Source organism: Sinorhizobium sp. 7-81, assembly GCF_030124405.1.
GTDB classification, from domain to species: Bacteria; Pseudomonadota; Alphaproteobacteria; order Rhizobiales; family Rhizobiaceae; genus Sinorhizobium; species Sinorhizobium psoraleae.
Genome location: NZ_JASKLT010000002.1, coordinates 659,861 through 678,796 on the forward strand (window position 1 = coordinate 659,861; position 18,936 = coordinate 678,796).

Sequence of the window (18,936 nt, forward strand, 5' to 3'; positions counted from 1 at the left end):
CTCATCCGGCGAACAGATTGGTGGGCAGGCCGCGCTCGCCGGGTTCGCAGGCGAAAATTCCACCCGAAAGCGGGGCTTCGGCCAAGGTCGAGGCGGGCAGTCGCGTGCGGGCGCTGGTGATGAACAGTGTCGCGAGATCGGCACCGCCGAAAGCCACGCTGGTCGGTCGCGGGATGGGCAGGTCGATGGCGCGGTCGAGCCGGCCATCCGGCAAGTAGCGGTTCACGCGCCAACCGTCCCAGATGGCACACCAGACGCCGCCGTCCGCATCGACGGCAAGCCCGTCCGGACGACCTTCGGACTCGGGCACGGTCACGAAGACGCGCCGGTTGGAGATAAGCCCTTTTCGCGCGTCGAAGTCATAGGCGTAGACGATGCCCGGAACGGTATCGACAAAATAGAATGTGCCGCCGTCGGGACTCCAGGCGAGCCCGTTGGCGACGGTGAAGCCGCTATCGGCGCGGACAACGTCGCCCGCGCCTGTGAGGCAGTAGAGACTGCCGCTGGGGCGGCTCACGTCTAGACGCATCGAGCCGACCCAGAGCCGGCCGCTCGGATCGACCTTGGCATCGTTCAGACGGTTTTCCGGCAGACCGGGCTCCGGCTCTGCGAAGGAGGTAAAGAGACCGCGATCGAAATCGAAGCGCTCGATGCCGTCCTGCGATGCCACGAGCAGTCCGCCATCACGCGTCGGAAGGACGGCGCTGACAAGCTTGGAGACGTTACAGCTCTCGTTCTTGCCGGAAATCGGGTCGAAGCGATGGATGGCCGGATGCAGGATATCGACCCAATAGAGCCGCCTTTCGCTCTCGACCCATGCGGGCGCCTCGCCGAGTTGCGCGCCCCAGGGCAGCACGCAATGCACGCCGCTGAAGCCGCCGGACCGCGCGCGGGGCCGCGGACCGGAGCTGATCGCCACAGCACCGACCGAGCCGGTGATGCGCCGCGCGGCCGCCATCAGCTCGCGGCCAACCGGATGGATGGCGGAATTGTCAAGGCGGGACGCCGGTCCGAGCACCACCAGCACACCGAGCGGAACCCCGTCGCGTCCGGCGATCGGCGCGGCGACCGAATTGACGCCAGCCAGGTGCTCCTCGTAGGAAACGGCATAGCCACGGGCGCGTGTCAGGAGCAGATCGGCCTCCAGCGCATGCGGGTCGGTGATTGTCTGCGGCGTAAAGCGATCGTAGACGATCTGGCCGGTCAATGCGCGGGCGAAGGAAGGTTCCTGAAAGGCGAGCAGAGCCTTGCCGGCGGCGGTGCAATGTATCGGCACACGGCGGCCGACATCGATCAGCACGCCGAGCCCGTCGCTCGACCGCTCTTCCAGATAGACGACACGTTGACCGTCCAGCCGGCAAAGGGCCACCGTCTCGCCGAGTTCGACCGAGAGGCGTTCGAGTTCCGGGATGGCAGCGCTTACGAGATCGAATTTGTCCCAGACCCGATGTGAAAGCTCGAGAAAGCGATGGCCGAGCAGATAGGCGCCGCTTGCTTCGTCCTGGCGGATCAGGCGGTAGACCATCAGCGTCTTGAGCATGCGCGCCAGCGTCGGCTTCGGTACGCCGCTGAGCTTCTGCAAGTCAGCGAAGCGCAGCGGCTTCGCCGATTCCGCGATGAGGTCGAGAAGAGCGAGGCCCTTGGCAAGCGCTGCCGCGCCGGCGGGGGCTCCACGATCTTCGAGCCCGCCTACACCTGCCTTCTCTTCCATGCCTTTACCGCCTCGTCTAGCATGCGCGTGATCGGCCATTCCGGCTCGAAGCCGAGCGTTTCGCGCATGCGCTGGTTGGACGTGTGATACCACACACCGGCGCCTGGAAGATCAACGGTCACAAGCGGCAGCCCGGTCTTTTCGGCCATTACGGGCAGGATGTCTGCGAAGTCAACAGGATCGGTTACTCCCAGATTGAAGACGCCGCCGGCCGCTTTCGGATGGGTGAGTGAGATGAGCACTCCCTTGGCCATGTCGCGGGTGTCGGTGATGTGCATGCGGAACGGCCGGCCGTTTTCGTTGCGGGTGAGAATCAGCGCCGGCTGCCCGGGATCGGCCGCTCTGAGGAGATCGGCTGCGGCCCGGTTGCCGAACCCCTCTTGCTGCTTGATTTTTGGACGCAGGAAGAAGCGCGGACCGGAGAAAAAGCTGTCCGGATCGAGCAGTTCGCTGGCGTTCTGCGTGTGCGAGAAGCGCAGGATCACCGTCTCCATCGGCGATACGCGTCCCTGGAACTTCACAAATCCCTCGCCGATGAGCTTGGTCATGCCATAGGCCGAGAGCGGCTTCGTCGGGTGGTCCTCGGTGATCGGTTGGAGCTCCGGCTTGTTCTCGGGATAGACCTCGCCCGAACTTGCAAAGACGAAGCGCCCGACCTTCGCGTCGGCTGCCGCCTCGAGCACGATCCGCGTGCCCTCGACATTGGCGCGGAAGAGCTTGTCGCGGTCAGCCGGAAGCCACGACATGAAGGCGCCGAGATGGAGAACGGCGTCGACGCCCTCGCAGGCACGGCTTGCCGTCTCGCGGTCGTCAAAGGCGCCGACGACCTCCTCGAAGGCTGCATCTTCTACACTGGCCGAGCGCAGGTCGAAGCCCCGCACCTGGTGTCCTGAAGCGAGTAGTTGCCGCGCGACAAAGGAGCCGACCCTGCCGGCGGAGCCGGTTACAAGGACCTTCATGTCAGTTCATTGCCTTTTCTGTCTTTGCGTCGAAAAGATGGATCTCGGAGGCATTGAAGGAGAGCGTGAGCTCTTCGCCCTCACGGATCGGGCCAGCATGCGCGATGCGGGCGATCAAACCCTTGCCGCGCTCTTCGTCGCGCGAAGCCGCATAGGCATGTGCGCCGGGCTCGAAGTAGACATATTTCTCCGAGCCAAGGCTTTCTACCAGCGCCGGCTTCACGGTGAATGTGACGTTGCCCTGACCGAGCGCGAGGTGTTCGGGCCGGATGCCGACGATGATCTCGCCGGCACCAACGCCCGCAGGGGCGTCGAAGGTCTGGCCGAAGAGAGTCAGCCTGCCGCCTTCCACCGTGGCACGCAGGAAGTTCATGCCCGGCGAGCCGATGAAACCGGCGACAAAGAGGTTGGCTGGTCTCGCAAACAACGCATCGGGATCGGCGATCTGCTGAATGACGCCGTCGCGCATGATGACGACGCGGTCGGCCATTGTCATCGCCTCGATCTGGTCATGGGTGACGTAGACCGTGGTGACGCCGATGCGCTTGTGAAGCGCGCTGATCTCCGCGCGGGTATGGACACGCAGCTTGGCGTCGAGATTGGAAAGCGGCTCATCCATCAGGAAGGCGCGCGGTTCGCGCACAATGGCGCGCCCGAGTGCGACGCGCTGGCGCTGCCCGCCCGACAGCGCCTTCGGGCGGCGCTCGAGCAAATGGTCGACAGCGAGGATTTTTGCCACCTCGCGAACGCGCTTGTCGATCTCCGCCTTCGGGGTGCCGCGCATCTTCAGGCCGAAACCAATGTTCTGCCCGACGGTCAGGTGCGGATAAAGAGCATAGTTCTGGAACACCATGGCGATGTCGCGGTCACCCGGCGCGAGGTCGGTGACGTCCCTGTCGCCGATCAGGATCTTGCCGCCGCTTGCCGGTTCAAGCCCGGCGAGGATTTTCAGCATCGTCGACTTGCCGCAGCCCGAGGGGCCAACGAGGACCACGAACTCGCCGTCTGCGATCTCCAGTGAAAACTCCTTGAGCACGTTCAGCGCGCCGTAGTTTTTGTAGACGTTTTGAATGCTTATGCCGGCCATTTCACTTCTCCGCGCCGGCTGTGAGGCCGCCGACCAAATAGCGTTCCAGGAACAGGTAGATGACGAGGATCGGCAGCGCGATGAACACGGCAGCAGCGGAGATCTCGTTCCAGTCGGTTACATATTCGCCTTTCATCGTGGTGATGCCGAGATTGGCCGTCCAACTGCCCTGTGCGTTGGTGAGGAAGGTGCGGGCATAGGCATAGTCCGCCCAGGAGAGCACGAAGGCATAGAGAGCCGTCGCTGCGAGCCCCGGGGTGGCGACCGGCAGCACGACCCGGAACATGGCGCCGAGCGGAGAGCAGCCATCGACCATGGCGGCCTGCTCGAGTTCGCGCGGGATCGTATCGAAATAGCCCTTCAGCATCCAGGTGGTGAAGGGGATGATCAGCGTCGCGTGGGCCAGGACGAGCGACCAGAGGCTGCCGATCAGCCCGATCGAGCGGAAGATGCCGAAGAGCGGGATCACAAGCAGCGTTGCCGGCAGCATCTTCGCTGTGAGAATGAACAGGCCGAGCGATCGCCCGCCTCTGAGGCTGAAGCGCGAGAGGCTGTAGCCGGCGAAGACCGAAACGACCATCGACAGGCCGACCGAACCGACGGCAGCAAGCGTCGAATTCCACAGCCACAGCAGGATCGGCCGCTCGGAGGCGACCTTGGTAAAGGTGCTCCACTGCGGCTCGGCCGGCCAGAAGGACGGTGGCAACTGACGGATCTCGGCGAGCGTCGAGAGTGCGGTGACGAACAGCCAGTAGATCGGGAAGAGCAGGATGCCGCAGACGACCGCGAGGCCCACATAGAGCGCGAGGGATTGAAAGCCGGTACGTTCCATCGTTTTGAGCCTCCTAGTACATCGCCTGGGATTTGCGGCCGAGCATCAGAAGGCTGGCGATGACGCACAGGACGAGCGTCACGATGCCGATCGCAGAGGCGTAGCCCATGTTGAAGAAGCCGAAGGCCTGATCGTAGGTCATGATGGACAGCGTCTGGGTCGCCTTCAGCGGTCCGCCGTCGGTCAGCACCTTGATGATCGAAAAATCGCGGAACACCCAAAGGATGACGAGCACCAACGTCACCCCGAGCACGGGCATCAGCACGGGGATCGTGATGTACCGGAAGCGCTGCAAGGCACTGGCGCCATCGACCTTGGCGGCATTGTAGAAGTCCTCCGGGATAGATTGCAGGCCCGCAAGCGTCATGATCGAAACAAAGGGATAGCCCTTCCAGATCATGGTTATTGCCACCACCCAGAAGGCGGCGGTCGGCTCGGAGAACCAGTTGATCATCTGGCTCGTAACCCCGAGCTTGATGAAGAGCCAGTTCATGAGGCCGAAGGAAGAATCGAAAATCCAGGCAAAGATGACGACGGCAATCACTTCCGGAACGGCCCAGGGCAGGGCGACGAAGAGCCGTGCGAGTGTCCGCCCCTTGAAGCGATTGTTAACCAGAAGGGCCGTGCCGAGACCGACCGCAAAGCAGGCGGCGCTGACGACCACCACGAGTTTGATCGTCACCCAGCAGGCGTTCCAGAAATCCGGCGACGTGAAAAGCTTGCTGTAGTTCTCCAGGGTGAAGGGCTTGCGCGGCGCTTTGAGCGTGGCCATGCCGATCTTCTGAAACGACAGGTCAAGCGACACGAAGAGCGGATAGACGATGATCAGAGCCACCAGTGCGACGGCCGGTAGCAGCAGCAGGTAGCCCAGCCAGTGCTGTCGGCTTGGGCGTGCCAGATCGAGGAAGCGTAGGCTCATGTCTCTGCCTTCAGGATTTAAAAGGACGGGCGCTGCCATGCGAGCGCCCGGGACTCTTCACTGGTCGGCAAAGCGTTCTATTGAAGCGCCTTTGCCTTTTCGTGCATCGTCTTGGCGACGGTCGCCGGATCGAGGTCCTCGATGATCATCCGCTGCGCCTCCTCCTGGATCATTTTCGAGAATTCGTTGAACTGAACCTCAAGGCCGATCGGAATACGGTCGATCTTGTTCTCTGCCGCGGCCTGCTGCGATTCCACCATGAGATCGAAATGCGGGATTTTCGCCTTGGCATCGGCCAGATCCGCGCGCGGACTCGGAGGCGTGGACGCGGCGAGCGTCGCAAAGCTGGTCTGGAATTTGTCCGAGGCGGCGATGGCGATGAAGTCCCAGACCAGTTGCTTCTTCTCGTCCGAAATCTCGCTCGGCATCGCGAGCACGTTCGACGAGCCGCCAAGCGGCGGGTCGAAGGGTACGCTCGCCAGCTTCAGTTTGTCCTTGGCCGCCCCCTGCTGCATGATGGAATAGATCCACGGACCATCGACCTTCAGCGCGATCTTGCCATCGGCGAAGAGCTTGCGCACCTCACCCGCCGAAAGGTCGCGCGGCGTCAGGTTTTCACTGACGATCGTCTTCCAGCGTGTCAGGCCTTCGACCATCTCGGGCGTGTCGATCGTTACCTCGCCTTCAGCATTGGTGAAGCGTGCGCCGGCATCGAACAGGTAGCTCGCCATTTCCGCGATGTATTGACCACCGCCGCCCTTGGTCTCGTGGCCCGTGCCGAATTGGTCGACGATGCCGTCGCCGTTCAGATCCTTGGTCGTCGCCTTGGCGGCTGCGAGGAACTCCGCATAGGTCTTGGGAACCGACATCCCCGCCTGTTTCAGGATCTCCTCGTTGTAGCCGAATATGGTGCCGTAATAGAGCATCATTACGCAGACGGTCGTCTCCTGGAACCTGCAGATGTCCTGGCCGCTCCAGCCGTTGAGATCGAGTCCTGCCTTTTCGATCCAGGGACCAAGATCTTCCAGCCAGCCATTGTTGGCGAAGGCCTGGAACTCGAACGAGGCCAGGTGGACGATGTCGGGCGGCGTGCCTCCTGCGAACAGCGTTGTCATAGTGTCGGCATAGGCGCTGCGTTCGACCTTGGTCCATTCGATGGTATCGCCGGGGTGCTTGGCTTCCCACTCCTTGATTACCGAAGCCCACCAGTCGCCGACGCCTTTCTCGTCCTTCTGCCAGGAAACGAATTTGAGCACCTCCGCGCTGGCTGAGACGGGCAAGGCGGTGCTGACGAGCATCGCGGCGACAGCCGACGCAGCGATTTGTTTTGCTATGGTCTTCATGTTCTCCTCCACTCCTCCGCGAAGTATCTTTGTTCAGTGCTTCTTGAGCAGTTCGCGAGCCTCCCTGGACGGCTCGACGCCGAGGCCGGGTCCTGTCGGCAGGACGTATTCGCCCGCGGCGCAATCCATGTCGCCATCGAGAAGCCGGCGGTTGGGTTCGAAAATCGAATGCTGGAACTCGTGGCAGTCGACATTGGCGAGCGCCGCACTCGCCTGCAGGCTTGCAGCCAGGAAAATGCCGGAGCCGATCGTTGCATGCGGGATGATCTTGATGTGGTGCGCCTGGGCATATTCCCCGATGCGCATGAATTGCGTGATGCCCTTGTGTCCCATTTCCGGCTGCACGATTGCTACCGCACCGCGCGCGACGCGCGGCACCATGTCGTAGACCGTGCGCCACTCCTCCCCGACTGCAATCGCGGTCGACACGCCGGCCGCCACCCGCGCCAAGCCGTCGAGATCCTCGGTGCGCACCGGCGCTTCGGCGAACCACAGCCCATGCGGCTCCATCGTCTTGACGAGCGCGATCGCCTCGCTTGCGGTTTGCGTCCAATGCATGTCGCAGGCGATGCGTGCCTGAGGACCCAGCCTTTCGCGCAGCGTTTCGATCTCCTTCGCAACGCCGTCGTCGGCAACGGGAGAGGCAAATTTGAAGGAAGAAAAGCCCTTGGCTTGCCAGTGCGCGGCGAGTTCGGCGCGCTTGGCGCGCGTGTCCTCCGGCAGGCCGGAGACATAGGCGGCTATCCGATCGCGGCGCTGCCCGCCAAGCAGCTTGCAGATGGGCAGACCCGCGAGCTTGCCGGCGAGATCCCACAACGCGATGTCGATCGCGGCGAGGGCGTCGAGATAGAAACCGCCGGTGTAGCCCCGCACGCGCATCAGGTCGTAGAGATCGTCGTGTATCGCCGAGGCATCGAACGGGTCGCGGCCGATGGTGAAGTCGGCCAGAAGGTCGTCGATGATTTCCATAGTGGCTCCGGGAGCAGCCAGTCCATAGGTCTCGCCCCAGCCAACCGCACCGTTCGCTGTCTCGATCCGGACGAGCACGCTGCGATCGAAGGTCGTATAGACCGTGCGATTGCCCTTGCGCACCAGATAACCGCGCTGGTTGGGATCCTCGCCGGGGCGGGGCTTTCCGAGATAGGGCCTGTCGCGCGGCAGGGTGAGCGTAAACGTCTCGATTTTCCGGACAGGGTCACTCATGCGCCAATTCCCTTCCGCTCGGGTGCCAATACCCCCGATTGTAGCCCACATTCGGCGAAGCAGCTTTCGATGTCCTGCATGGCGAACGGGTCGAGCTCCGGGGTAGGTGCGCGCACGGCGCGATTGTCCAAAACGCCGCGAAGCCCGAGTACATGCTTGGTGAGACGCATGCGGTAGACGGCCTGCAAAACCAACAAAGGCAACGATTTAACGTAGAGCGCCCTCGCTTCGCTTCTACGTCCGGCGCGGTAATCTCGGTCGAGGGCAACATGCAAATCGGCTATCTCGAGCGCCGGCATCGCAGCACAGGCGCCACGATCGTACTCGTCCAGGATGTAGCGGGCGCCGCCGCCTCCGATGACACCCAACAGATGCTCGGGCGCCTCGGCGAGGATCGCCGTGATTGCCGGACCCGCCGGCAGCGTCTCCTCCTTCACGTAGCGAACGGCGGCGACCCGGCGGACGACCTGCAAGACCGCCTGAGGCGAGAGGTCGGAGCCGCGCGGTGCCGGCGCATTTTGAAGAATGATTTCGGCGCCCGGCAACTGCGCCGCCACGGCCGAGAGAAAGGATGCCACCGCGTCGGCACCGGCACCGATCGATTTCGGCGGTTGAATCATCAGCCGCTTGATCCCCAGTGCAAGCGCCTGGCTGCCGTATTTGACGACTTCATCGATCGTCGGCGCGCTGGCGCCCGCCACGATCGGCACTCGACCGTCCACTTCGGTGGCGACGAGTTGAAGAAGCGCTGCGCGCTCGTCGACAGTCAGTGTTTCCACTTCGCTGGCAAATCCCGGAAATACGACTCCGTCGACCCCGGCTCGCAGCGCGAAGCGGACGACGCGGCGCATCGCTTCCAGATCGACGCCAGCATCGGCAAAGGGCGTCGGGAGCACCGGAAGTATTCCTGTCAGAAGCATAATCGCGAGAGGTCCATATAATGAGACTATCTTTTTATATTGTGGACCATAAGTGAAAATGGTAGGGGGTGTCAATCGTGATCCGCGATTGAAGGAGACCTGTCTTGTCCATCGATCCGACTGATTCAGTCACAGTGGTGCTCGATTGGGGAGCCATGGGCTTCCGTGCCGTGCTGGTGGATCGGGAAGGCCTGATCGTCGACGCCAAGGAAAGCCGGCAAGGCGTCCAGGCCGTGCCGAAGGGGGAGCATGCAGGCGTGCTTTCCGATGCGCTCGCACCCTGGCGCAGCAAACACGGTTCTCTTCGCGTCGTGGCGGCAGGAATGATCGGCAGCCGCAATGGCTGGCTCGAGATGCCATATGTGCCGACGCCGGCGACGGCCGCGGATTTCGCTGCGGTCAGCCGCACCATCGAACTTCCCGAAGGAGACCGGCTCCGGTTCCTTCCGGGGCTGACTGATCCGTCCGCCTTTCCGTTTCCCGACGTCATGCGCGGCGAGGAGACCCAGCTTGTGGGCTTCGGGCTGGAACAGGACATCGTCGTCGTTCTTCCCGGCACCCATTCCAAATGGGCCGAGATCCGCCACGGCCGCATCGAACGATTCCGCACTTTCGTTACTGGCGAGATCTTCAACACGCTCGCGAACCATTCCTTTCTGTCGAAGGTCGCGACGGCGGAGGCGGACCACGCCAGCGCGGCTTTTGCCGAAGGCCTTGCGCTTGCCCGCGACGAAAGCGGAAGGGCCGGCGGCCTGTTGACCCGCCTCTTTGCCGTGCGCACCGGCTGGCTCGCTGGCAAGATCACGCCGGAGGAGATGAAAAGCCGGCTGTCAGGTCTGATCGTCGGGTGGGAGTTCGCCGAGGCGCGTGCCGGGGGCTGGTTCAAAGAGGGCGACACGATCGCGATTGTTGGCGATGACGACCTGGTCGAGGTTTACGGGGCCGTGTCCAAGGCCTTTGGCGTGAATCTTGCGCCGGCCCCTGCCGACGCAGCGATCCGCGGCGCGCTCGCCATCTCGGAATACGATCTTCGCTCGCGCGGCCAAGAAGGTCCTGGCAGATCGTGCCATCGCGCCTGAGCATTCCGTCCATAAAAGCGCATCGACGACTACCGCCGCCCTTGGGAAGCGAGAGCCATGATCCTATCTAAGACTGGTCCCAATCTTCGAAGGCGATCGCTCATGTCAGACAAGTCGATCAGAATTCCCGGGCCCGATCATCCTATCAGCATCGATCACAATCCAGCGCGCGTCGTCGTCAAGCTTGACGGTCGCGTCGTCGCCGACACGCGCGATGCGCTGACGTTGCGCGAGGCGTCCTACCCGGCGGTGCAGTATATCCCCCGCAAGGACGTCGACATGTCGCTGCTTGCACGCACCGATCATTCGACGCATTGCCCGTACAAGGGCGATGCTTCCTACTACAGCATCACGCCCGGTGGCGAGCGCTCGAAAAACGCCGTCTGGACCTATGAAGATCCCCATGCGGCGGTACGGGAAATCAAGGACCACGTGGCGTTCTATCCGGATCGGGTGGATTCGATCGAGGAACTGTAGGCGCCGCTTGGATCGCATTGTCCCGTCCGGACCTCCGGATCGGGCAGCCGGAGATGGCTGGCCCGCGACGAGCGTCCCGCCCGAAGCCCAGTCGGGAGAGCAACCTCGTTGAGCCCGGTGTCATTCGGCCGCTGCCGCTGGGGCGGTTATGGCCTGCGCCACCGCTCCCGCTAAGCGCTTGGACGAGGCGATGGCATCACTCATGGATTGCTTGTGCCGGGCATCGCCGAATTCCTGGTACTCGACGCGGACGATATGCATATCCGAAACACCGAGATAGTGTTTCACTGTTCTCAGGTGCGGGATGAGCTGATCCATATCGCCCCGGATGCCTGCCGGGTCGAACCCAAACTCACCTGAAGAACTCAGCACTACCATCTGCTTCCCGGACATGATCGGCCGTAGGGGGAAGTCGCCGCGACCGAGGTCGAAGGAGAAGGTCCGGCCGACGCGGACCACATTGTCGACCCAGGCCTTCAGGGCGGAGGGCATGCCGTAGTTGTACATCGGAACGTTGACGACCAGAACGTCGGCCGCGGCGAGCTCGTCAATGAGGTCATCGGAGGCGGCAAGGATCTGATGCTGCTCCGGCGTGCGCGCCTCGAGCGGGGTAAAGGCAGCTGCGATCCATGGCTCCGTGATATGGGCTGGCGGTTGTTCCGCCAGATCGCGAATGATCCAGGCATCGTCGGGACGATGCTTTCTCCATTCTCTTTCGAATGTATCGCCCAGGGTGCGGCTGAGGGACCGAGAGCGACGGGCGCTTGCATCGAGGCGCAGAAGGGTTGTCATCGAGTTATTCCTGTGGTGAATTTTCCTCGTGCAATATGCGGCTTCCAAGGCAATCTTTAAAACGAGAAATCCACCCGTTCGAATGAAGGAAACTCATCTCAGTGCGAGCTTCTCTCTCTGCAATTCGAGTCTTCGAGGCCGCAGCCCGGCTTGGCAGTTTCAAGGACGCTGCGGGCGAGCTTGGCTTGACATCCACTGCCGTGTCTCACAGGGTTCGCGGCCTCGAGGTTGATCTGGGCGTCGACCTGTTCCGGCGCTCGCACAGGAAAGTCGAGTTGACGCAGGCGGGCGCGGAACTCCTGGAAGCCGCTCGCGCCGCCGTATCGCTGCTCGATAACGCGATTGACCGGATCAGCAGCGAAACGCGCAGCGTGACATTGACGACAACGCCAGCCTTTGCAACTCTGTGGTTAGCGCCCCGGATTTCCGAGTTTCAGGCGCAGTTCCCGAACCTGTCGCTGCGGACCGAGGCCAGCCACACGTCAATCGATCTTGAGCGGACGCGAGGCATAGACGCCGCCGTAAGGTATTCGCCCAGTACCTCCGGCGAGGGCCAACTCCTGGTGCGCGAGCGGTTCAGGGCCTTCGCGTCACCCGGAACCTTTGCGCGCCAGGCCGAGACCCGGAGCGTGGCAGTCCTCTCGTATCGCTGGCGATCGCGCGGTCTGGAGAAGCTTGCGCTCGATCCATGGGAAACGGCTCTGGGGCAACACGGATCCTTCAAGGTCATTTCCTATGACGACGAGCATCATGCAGCCCTCGCCGCTGTCTCGGGCAAGGGGATCGTCGTCCTCAGCGACGTGCTTGCACAGCACCTGGTCTCCAGTGCGCTCCTTGAAGACGTCCTGCCTGACGTCTCGATTCCCGGCCATTGCTACCGCATCCTGGTGCCAAACCGGACACGGGCTGACCGCGACACACGACAAGTTCTCGAGTGGTTGCAGGATGAAATGCGCAGCTTGAGAACATGATGCCTGCGCAATCGGCTTTTGGGCGAGGCACGCAAGTTGCGGTGACGTCCGCTCGTCACGGAATGTGATACTGCTGGAACACCTGGAGGAAGAGTTCGCGCTCGGTGGTGATGTCGAGCTTCTCGTAGATCCTGGCGCGATGGTTCTTCACCGTGCCCGCCGCAATGCCAAGCTTGCTGGCGATAGTCGCGTTCGGATGGCCTTTGAGGATCAAATCGACGAGCTCGCGCTCGCGTGTGGAAAGCTCCGGCCACAGCGTGGCTGACGCCTGCGAGGCATTGACCGGCGCTGCCCCCGGCACGGCGGGTACATCGGTGCGCCGGAAATCGGGCGCCTGTGCGCGCGTGTCGAGTTCATGCAGCGCGGCGAAGACCGCAAAGCGGTTGCGAAGCGTCTCGATCTCGTCGTCGCGATACATTTTCGTCGAGCGGTCGAGGAAGATGCCAAGGCACCAGTCCTCGCCGTCCTCGAGCAGGACGCCAACCTCGTCACAGATTTCCGATTGCGCCAGGAACTCCGCGATATAGCGGCCGCGTTTGGCTTCGCCATCCGCAAGGCTATTCAGCGGGACGATCCCAGGTCGCCGCTCACGCCGCCAATAGGCATAAAAGGGGTCAAAGACGTAATAGGTGTCGAGGTAGCGGCCGGCCATTTCGTCTGAATAGCGGCGATGTTTGATAAATTCTGGCTTGCGGGTGACGGAGTAGCGCACGACCGTCACCAAATCCTGCGGCACGGACGATCCGATCATGTCGATCAATCGATCGACGTGGCTGTCTGTGCCCGTCGCAGCGATCGCATCGGCCAAGGTTTTCCAGAATCCATTGCTGGTCATGGCGTCGTCTAGCACCCTTCCCCCTGCCGGTCATTGTGCCTTTTGGCCTATTTCCTGCCTCCCAAACCGCCAATAGGCTGCCTCCATCATCAGAGCCATGGAGGGTGAACCTTGGAAAACCCAATCGTGATCGGCATTGACGCGGGCGGCACGATGACCGACACCATCCTTGTCGATCAGCACGGACACTTCAAGATCGGCAAGGCCGCCACCACCCCGAGAAACGAGGCTGAAGGCTTCATCGCCTCCTCCCAGGACGCAGCGGATGCTTGGGGCATCTCGCTTGAAAGCCTGTTTTCGGGCCTCGACGTGGTGCTTTATTCCGGCACCGGCATGCTCAATACGCTTCTATCGCGCACCGGCCGAAAGCTCGGCCTCATCACCACTAAGGGCATGGAGGACATGGTGCTGATGGGCCGCGGCCTGCAGGCCTGGGCCGACTATTCCTATGCCGACAGGCTGCATGCCGTCACCCATGCCCATCCTGATCCACTGGTGCCGCGCCGCCGCACTCACGGCGTGACCGAGCGCATCGACCATTTCGGCGATATCATCCTGCCGCTTTACGAGCAGGAGGTGATCGCGGCGGCCCGTGCACTGATCCGCGACAAGGTCGACGCGATCTGCATCATGACGATCTTCTCCCACGTCAATCCGGTGCATGAGAAGCGCATCGCCGAAATCTGCCGCGAGGTGATCGAGGCCGCCGGCGTCGAGATCGGCGTCTATACCAGCCATGAGGTGCGCCCGGTGATCCGGGAACAATCGAGGCTGAACTCTGTGCTGATCGAGGCTTATGCGACGTCACGGGGGCGCCGGCAGCTCAAGGGCATCGAGGAGGCTTCTCAAAAATACGGCTTCAAATATGGCGTGCAGACGCTGCTCTCCTTCGGCGGGCTCACCTCAATCAACCATCCGCGCCTGCACGAGACGATGATCTCCGGCCCGATCGGCGGCATTCTCGGCGCGGCCTATGTCGGCAAGCTGATCGGCAACGACTCGCTCATCTGCTCGGACATGGGCGGCACATCCTTCGACATGGGCGTCATTTCGCGCGGCCAGACCCGCATCGAAAACGAGCCGCTGATGGACCGCTTCAAGCTGAACGTGCCGACGCTCCATCTCGACACAATCGGCGCGGGCGCGGGGATGATCCTGAAGGTCGATCCGCTGACGAAGAAGGTTTCGCTCGGGCCGGAAAGCGCCGGTTCCGATCCCGGCCCGATCTGCTTTGCCAAGGGCGGTACCGAGCCAACCATTGCGGATTGCGATGCGATTCTCGGCCGGCTGAACCCCCATTACTTCCTCGGCGGCAAGGTGGTGCTTCAGGTCGAGAAGGCGCGTGCGGCGTTCAAGGAGAAATGCGCCGACGTGCTCGGCGTCGGCGTCGAGGAAGCGGCCGAGGGCATGATCGACATGCTGGAGCAGGACGCCAACAACGCGCTGCGTCGCGTCATCTCGGGCCAGGGCATCCACCCGTCGGAATTCACCCTGCTTTCCTACGGCGGTTCGGGGCCGCTGCATCTTGCCGGCTGCTCGCGGGGCATCGGCTTCAAGGATATCATCACGTTCCAGTTCGCTGCCGCCTTCTCCGCCTTCGGCTGTACGACGGCCGACTATATGCGCCGCCATTCGGTCTCGACCCAGATCGATATCGGCGCCCGTGCCTCCGAGGATCAACTGGTTGCTGCCGGCGCGCAGGTGACGCACGTGTGGCGTGACCTCGAAAAGGCCGCGGTCGACGAAATGCTCGTCGACGGCCACGCGCGGGAGAAGATCAGGACTGTTCCCTTCTTCATGGCCCGCTATACCGGTCAATTGGAGGACGTAGAGGTTATCGCGCCGCTGTCGTCCATCGAAACGGCCGACGACATGCGGACGGTGTTGGCGCAGTTCGAAGAAGTCTACGCCAAAGCCAATCATCGCGTATCGCGATATGGCGAGGCGGGCTTTTCGTTGATGGAACTTGGCGTCATTGCCACGGCCGACAAGATCAAGCCGGTGCTCGTCAAGCGGCCGCTCGGAACCTCCAATCCGCAATCGGCTCACAAGGGCGTTCGCGAGGCCTATATCGGCGGCCGCTGGCACAGGGCCAACCTCTACGAGATGGATCTGCTTCAGCCCGGACACGAGGTGATCGGCCCGGCGATCATCGAGCACCCGGCAACGACCCTCGTCGTGCATCCCGACGATCGCGTCTTCATCGATGAATGGACGCTGCTTCACTACAACCACGCCTGAGCTGGAGGTTATGACTATGCTGGACAGAACGGCAAATTCCCTGCAGCAGCGGCTGCTCGAGTCGGAGCGGCTGATGGACGAGACCGGCTGCTATGACGGCATTACCGAACTTCGGCTGCGCAAAGAGGACCCGCTGAAGTTCGAGACGCTGCACACCAAGCTGCGCGCCTATTGCGTCTCTGCTCGTGAAATGGCCCGGCGCATCTCCGCCTCGCCCGGCGTCCGCGAGGTGGGCGAAATGGTGGTGGCGATCTACACGCCCGAAGGCGACGCGATCGCACTTTCGAACGGCATCATGGTGCATGTGCATACGATGAGCCGTTTCATCAAATGGATGATCAGGAACGGGTACGAGCAGAATCCCGGCATCCGCCACGGCGACATCTTCGCCAACAACGATGCCTTCATCGGCACCGTGCAGGTGCCCGACGTCATGGATGTCGTGCCGATCTTCTTCGAGGGCACGCTGGTCGGCTGGGCGGGTGCGGTCTGCCATGAGCTAGAGGCCGGCGGCATCACGCCCGGCGGCGATGTTTGCCTTGCGCAGGAACGCTTCACCGAAGGCTTGTTCGTGTGTGCCGAAAAGATCGGCGAGAACGACGAGATCCGCCGCGATTACGTCATCCGCTGCGAGCGCAACTTGCGCATGCCGATCTATTGGGTCCTGGACGAGAAGGCCAAGGTCGCGGCCTGCATCGACATGCGCGAGAGCGTCAAGCAGCTCATCGGCGAGATCGGTCTCGGCTATTGGCAGCAGCTTTCCAAGGAATATATCGAGGAGGGCCGGAGAGCGCAGCTTGCCCGCACGCGGCAGCTCACAGTGCCCGGCATCTATCGCGGCCACACGTTCTACGGCCATGTCACTGAAGGCAAGCCCGGCTTCCAGCCGCTCGCCGATCCGAATTGGCTGTACAACATCCCGATCGAGATGGAGATCACCAGCGAGGGCAGGATCCGGCTGGATTTCGACGGTACTCAGCCATGGGGTTATCACTCGATGAACTGCACGCCGGCCGGCATGGACGGCGGCATGTTCGTGACGCTCACCCAGCACATGAACTTCGAGGGGCTGGTCAATGACGGCGCCTGGATGGCGACCGAAATCAACATCCCGCACGGCACGTGGACCAATCCGGACAACGAAATGGCGGCGACCGCCACCTCCTGGGCATTGCTGCTGCCGGCCTACGGCGTTTTCCAGCGGCTGCTGTCGCGCGGCTTCATCGCCCGGGGCTTCGTCGAGGAAGCCTTTGTCGGTCAGGTCAACTCGCCGATGATCGAGATGGGTGGCACCAGCCAATATGGCACCGGGTTCGGCATGGCGCATTTCGAATGCGCCGCCGCTGGCTCAGGGGCGCTGGCGATCAAGGACGGTCTCGACACGGCCTATGTCGGCTGGAATCCTGAGTCCGACATGGGCAATATCGAGATCTGGGAACAGAACATGCCGATGATCTATATCGGCCGGTCGATCGTGCCGAACTCGGGCGGGGCCGGCAAATATCGCGGCGGTTGTGCCTTCATCTCAACCTGGCTCATCAACAAGACGAATCACCTTCGTCTCGTGACGTCGGAGCATTCCTCGCGCGTGTTCGACAATGGCGGCATGTGCGGCGGCTATCCGGCGCCCACCTGCGAGAAGCATCATGCTGTCAGGAACTCGGACATCTTCGAGCGAGCCGAACGCCGCGAGCCGCTCGCGCATGCGCCCGGTACCGATCCGCTGGTCTCTGATTTCGAGCGCACCTACCAAGGCGAGCAGGTATGGGAGGAGGGGCCCTATATCACCCGTCCGCACAAGGCCGGCGACATCTTCAGCCATGCCTATAATGGCGGCGGCGGTTTCGGCGATGTGCTCGAGCGAGATCCGATCAAGACCGCATGGGACGTCGAAAACGGCTTCCTCACGCGCGAAGCCGCCGAGAAGGTATTCGGCATCATCCTCACGGACGACGCGGACGGCTATCCGCAGGCCGATATCGACGCGACCGTCGCTCGCCGCGCCGAAATGCGCGAGGAGCGGCTGAAAAGAGCCGTTCCCGTATCCGAGTGGATCGCCAGGGAAAGCGAGCGCGTCAGGACGTCCGATTTCGCACCCGAAGTCGCAAAGATGTACCGCAGCGCGATGAAGCTCTCGCCGCGCTTTGCCAAGGATTTCAAAGAATTCTGGGGCCTCGCCTCCGATTTCGCCATTGCTGGGGAGAAATGAGCCATGACCGGATATTCGAAGGAAGTCATCAACGACCTCGTCAACGGCACACTACCCTGGCCGCAGACGCGGCGGATCATGAGCGCCTACAAGGATGACGACCGTTTCTTCAAGTATCTCGCAGTGTTGCAGGATCGCGTTTCGTGGAGCGATCCGATCCTGCTGCCGGTCAGCGACCACCTCTTCATCTGCGAAAGCGCCGAGGGCCGGATCACCCGCTGCGAATGCGGGCATTCCTTCGGAGATTACCGCAAGAACTGGAAGCTCAAGGCGCTGATCAACGTCCGCAACACCGAGGAAAGCCTGCGCGAAATCTACCCGAACAGCGATATTCCCGATCCGAGCTGGATGGAGATCCGCGAATTCTTCTGCCCGAACTGCGCGCATCTGCACGAGGTGGAAGCGGCAGCACCCGGCTATCCGATCGTGCATGATTTCGAACCGGATCTGGAAGGCTTTTATCGCGACTGGCTCGGCAGGCCGTTGAAGGAGGTGGCATGACAGGCAAGCTCAAGGGCCGCAGCGCGGTCATTACCGGCGGGTTGACGGGCCAGGGGCTGGCGATTGCGCAAGCGCTCGCCGCCGAGGGCGCCAATGTCGCTGTTGGCTCGTTTGTCCGCGAAGCGGCCGGCCGACAGGGCGACGCGGCGGCTTATCCTGATCCGCAGGAGATCGTCGAGGTCCGCGAGCGGCTCGCCGCTTCCGGAACGGCAGTTTACGCAGGCCATCTCGATGTCCGCGACAGCGGCGCGATCGACGATTTCGTGCGTGCGGCGGAAGAGGTCTGCGGCCCGGCCGACATTCTCGTCAACGCCGCCGGCACGACGGCCGAGCAGCCGGTCTCAGGCCATTCCGACGAACTGTGGCTGAAGATCATCGACACCAACCTCAACGGCGCGTTTCGCATGACGCGGAAGCTGCTGCCGCAGATGATCGAGCGCAAGGCGGGCCGGATCATCAACATAGGTTCGACGGCTGCGACCGTTGGCTGGAAGGATAATCCCGCCTATTGCGCCTCGAAATCGGGGCTTCTCGGCCTCACGCGCTGCGTGGCGCTCGAAGGAGCACCGCACGGGGTCACCTGCGTGATGATCAGTCCGACCTGGGTGGAAACGGAACTGATGCGCCGCAACGTGCAGCAGGTTGTCGAACGAGAAGGCAAGGGGCGGACGATGGAGGAGGCGATGGCGGACATCGCCGCGCAAAATCCGCAAAACCGCATCATCCAGCCCGACGAGATCGCCGCCCTTGCCGCCTTTCTGTGCGGCGAGGGAGCACGGGGCATCACCATGGAGAACATTCAGGTTACGGGCGGCGCACTTTGGTGAGCCGCCTTTTCGGTCTTTTGACGTGAGTTT

17 protein-coding genes are annotated in these 18,936 nt (G+C 62.5%); 7 read left to right on the plus strand and 10 right to left on the minus strand.

The window, feature by feature from the left end; translation table 11 throughout:
- Position 1 precedes the first annotated feature (1 nt).
- The 8 genes from QN224_RS10335 to QN224_RS10370 all read right to left on the minus strand — a co-directional run bounded on the left by QN224_RS10335 (position 2) and on the right by QN224_RS10370 (position 8,974).
- Positions 2-1,711, minus strand: a complete 1,710-nt coding sequence (locus QN224_RS10335; RefSeq protein WP_283976568.1) for an SMP-30/gluconolactonase/LRE family protein — start codon at positions 1,709-1,711, stop codon at positions 2-4.
- Entirely contained in the window at positions 1,690-2,670 is a 981-nt protein-coding gene (locus tag QN224_RS10340; RefSeq protein WP_283976569.1) for an NAD(P)-dependent oxidoreductase, read from the minus strand. The genes QN224_RS10335 and QN224_RS10340 overlap by 22 nt, the downstream gene beginning before the upstream one ends.
- Position 2,671: 1 nt before the next feature.
- Positions 2,672-3,757, minus strand: coding sequence for an ABC transporter ATP-binding protein (locus tag QN224_RS10345; protein WP_283976570.1), 1,086 nt, complete (start codon positions 3,755-3,757; stop codon positions 2,672-2,674).
- A 1-nt stretch (position 3,758) separates the two neighbouring features.
- A complete protein-coding gene (locus tag QN224_RS10350; RefSeq protein WP_283976571.1) occupies positions 3,759-4,589 on the minus strand; it encodes a carbohydrate ABC transporter permease in 831 nt (276 codons plus the stop codon).
- Between the two features lie 13 nt (positions 4,590-4,602).
- Positions 4,603-5,508, minus strand: coding sequence for a sugar ABC transporter permease (locus tag QN224_RS10355; RefSeq protein WP_283976572.1), 906 nt, complete (start codon positions 5,506-5,508; stop codon positions 4,603-4,605).
- 77 nt (positions 5,509-5,585) lie between these two features.
- Positions 5,586-6,851: a sugar ABC transporter substrate-binding protein gene (locus QN224_RS10360; protein WP_283976573.1), complete on the minus strand. Its 1,266-nt coding sequence runs from the start codon at positions 6,849-6,851 to the stop codon at positions 5,586-5,588.
- Positions 6,852-6,884: 33 nt separating this feature from the next.
- The gene (locus tag QN224_RS10365; protein WP_283976574.1) at positions 6,885-8,054 is read right to left on the minus strand and encodes a mandelate racemase/muconate lactonizing enzyme family protein; all 1,170 of its coding nucleotides are present in this window, start codon (positions 8,052-8,054) and stop codon (positions 6,885-6,887) included.
- Positions 8,051-8,974, minus strand: coding sequence for a dihydrodipicolinate synthase family protein (locus tag QN224_RS10370; RefSeq protein WP_283976575.1), 924 nt, complete (start codon positions 8,972-8,974; stop codon positions 8,051-8,053). Before QN224_RS10370 ends, QN224_RS10365 begins: the two co-directional genes overlap by 4 nt.
- A 155-nt stretch (positions 8,975-9,129) precedes the next feature.
- Here QN224_RS10370 and QN224_RS10375 point away from each other — a divergent pair, with 155 nt between their 5' ends.
- Together QN224_RS10375 and QN224_RS10380 are read left to right on the plus strand one after the other, a co-directional pair.
- On the plus strand, positions 9,130-10,053 hold the full coding sequence (locus tag QN224_RS10375) for a 2-dehydro-3-deoxygalactonokinase (protein ID WP_283976924.1): 924 nt from the start codon (positions 9,130-9,132) through the stop codon (positions 10,051-10,053).
- Positions 10,054-10,155: 102 nt separating this feature from the next.
- Positions 10,156-10,530 carry a DUF427 domain-containing protein gene (locus tag QN224_RS10380; protein ID WP_283976576.1) on the plus strand — a complete coding sequence of 125 codons (375 nt, stop codon included), beginning with the start codon at positions 10,156-10,158 and terminating at the stop codon, positions 10,528-10,530.
- A gap of 120 nt (positions 10,531-10,650) precedes the next feature.
- Here QN224_RS10380 and QN224_RS10385 read toward each other — a convergent pair whose 3' ends face one another.
- Positions 10,651-11,322 carry an NAD(P)H-dependent oxidoreductase gene (locus QN224_RS10385; RefSeq protein WP_283976577.1) on the minus strand — a complete coding sequence of 224 codons (672 nt, stop codon included), beginning with the start codon at positions 11,320-11,322 and terminating at the stop codon, positions 10,651-10,653.
- 101 nt (positions 11,323-11,423) lie between these two features.
- On the opposite strand from QN224_RS10385, the gene QN224_RS10390 reads away from it, so the two are divergent.
- Positions 11,424-12,293, plus strand: a complete 870-nt coding sequence (locus QN224_RS10390) for a LysR family transcriptional regulator (protein WP_283976578.1) — start codon at positions 11,424-11,426, stop codon at positions 12,291-12,293.
- Positions 12,294-12,348: 55 nt separating this feature from the next.
- Here QN224_RS10390 and QN224_RS10395 read toward each other — a convergent pair whose 3' ends face one another.
- Positions 12,349-13,128: a helix-turn-helix transcriptional regulator gene (locus QN224_RS10395; RefSeq protein ID WP_283976579.1), complete on the minus strand. Its 780-nt coding sequence runs from the start codon at positions 13,126-13,128 to the stop codon at positions 12,349-12,351.
- A 111-nt stretch (positions 13,129-13,239) separates the two neighbouring features.
- Between QN224_RS10395 and QN224_RS10400 the strand changes: the two genes are divergently transcribed.
- From QN224_RS10400 to QN224_RS10415, 4 genes are read left to right on the plus strand one after another with little or no spacing between them, the layout of a single operon-like run.
- Positions 13,240-15,369 (plus strand): hydantoinase/oxoprolinase family protein, encoded by a 2,130-nt coding sequence (locus QN224_RS10400; protein ID WP_283976580.1) that lies wholly within the window; start codon positions 13,240-13,242, stop codon positions 15,367-15,369.
- A gap of 16 nt (positions 15,370-15,385) precedes the next feature.
- Positions 15,386-17,578, plus strand: coding sequence for a hydantoinase B/oxoprolinase family protein (locus QN224_RS10405; RefSeq protein WP_283976581.1), 2,193 nt, complete (start codon positions 15,386-15,388; stop codon positions 17,576-17,578).
- 3 nt (positions 17,579-17,581) lie between these two features.
- Positions 17,582-18,079, plus strand: coding sequence for an acetone carboxylase subunit gamma (locus QN224_RS10410; protein WP_283976582.1), 498 nt, complete (start codon positions 17,582-17,584; stop codon positions 18,077-18,079).
- Positions 18,076-18,906: an SDR family NAD(P)-dependent oxidoreductase gene (locus QN224_RS10415; protein WP_283976583.1), complete on the plus strand. Its 831-nt coding sequence runs from the start codon at positions 18,076-18,078 to the stop codon at positions 18,904-18,906. Before QN224_RS10410 ends, QN224_RS10415 begins: the two co-directional genes overlap by 4 nt.
- Positions 18,907-18,936: the final 30 nt, after the last annotated feature.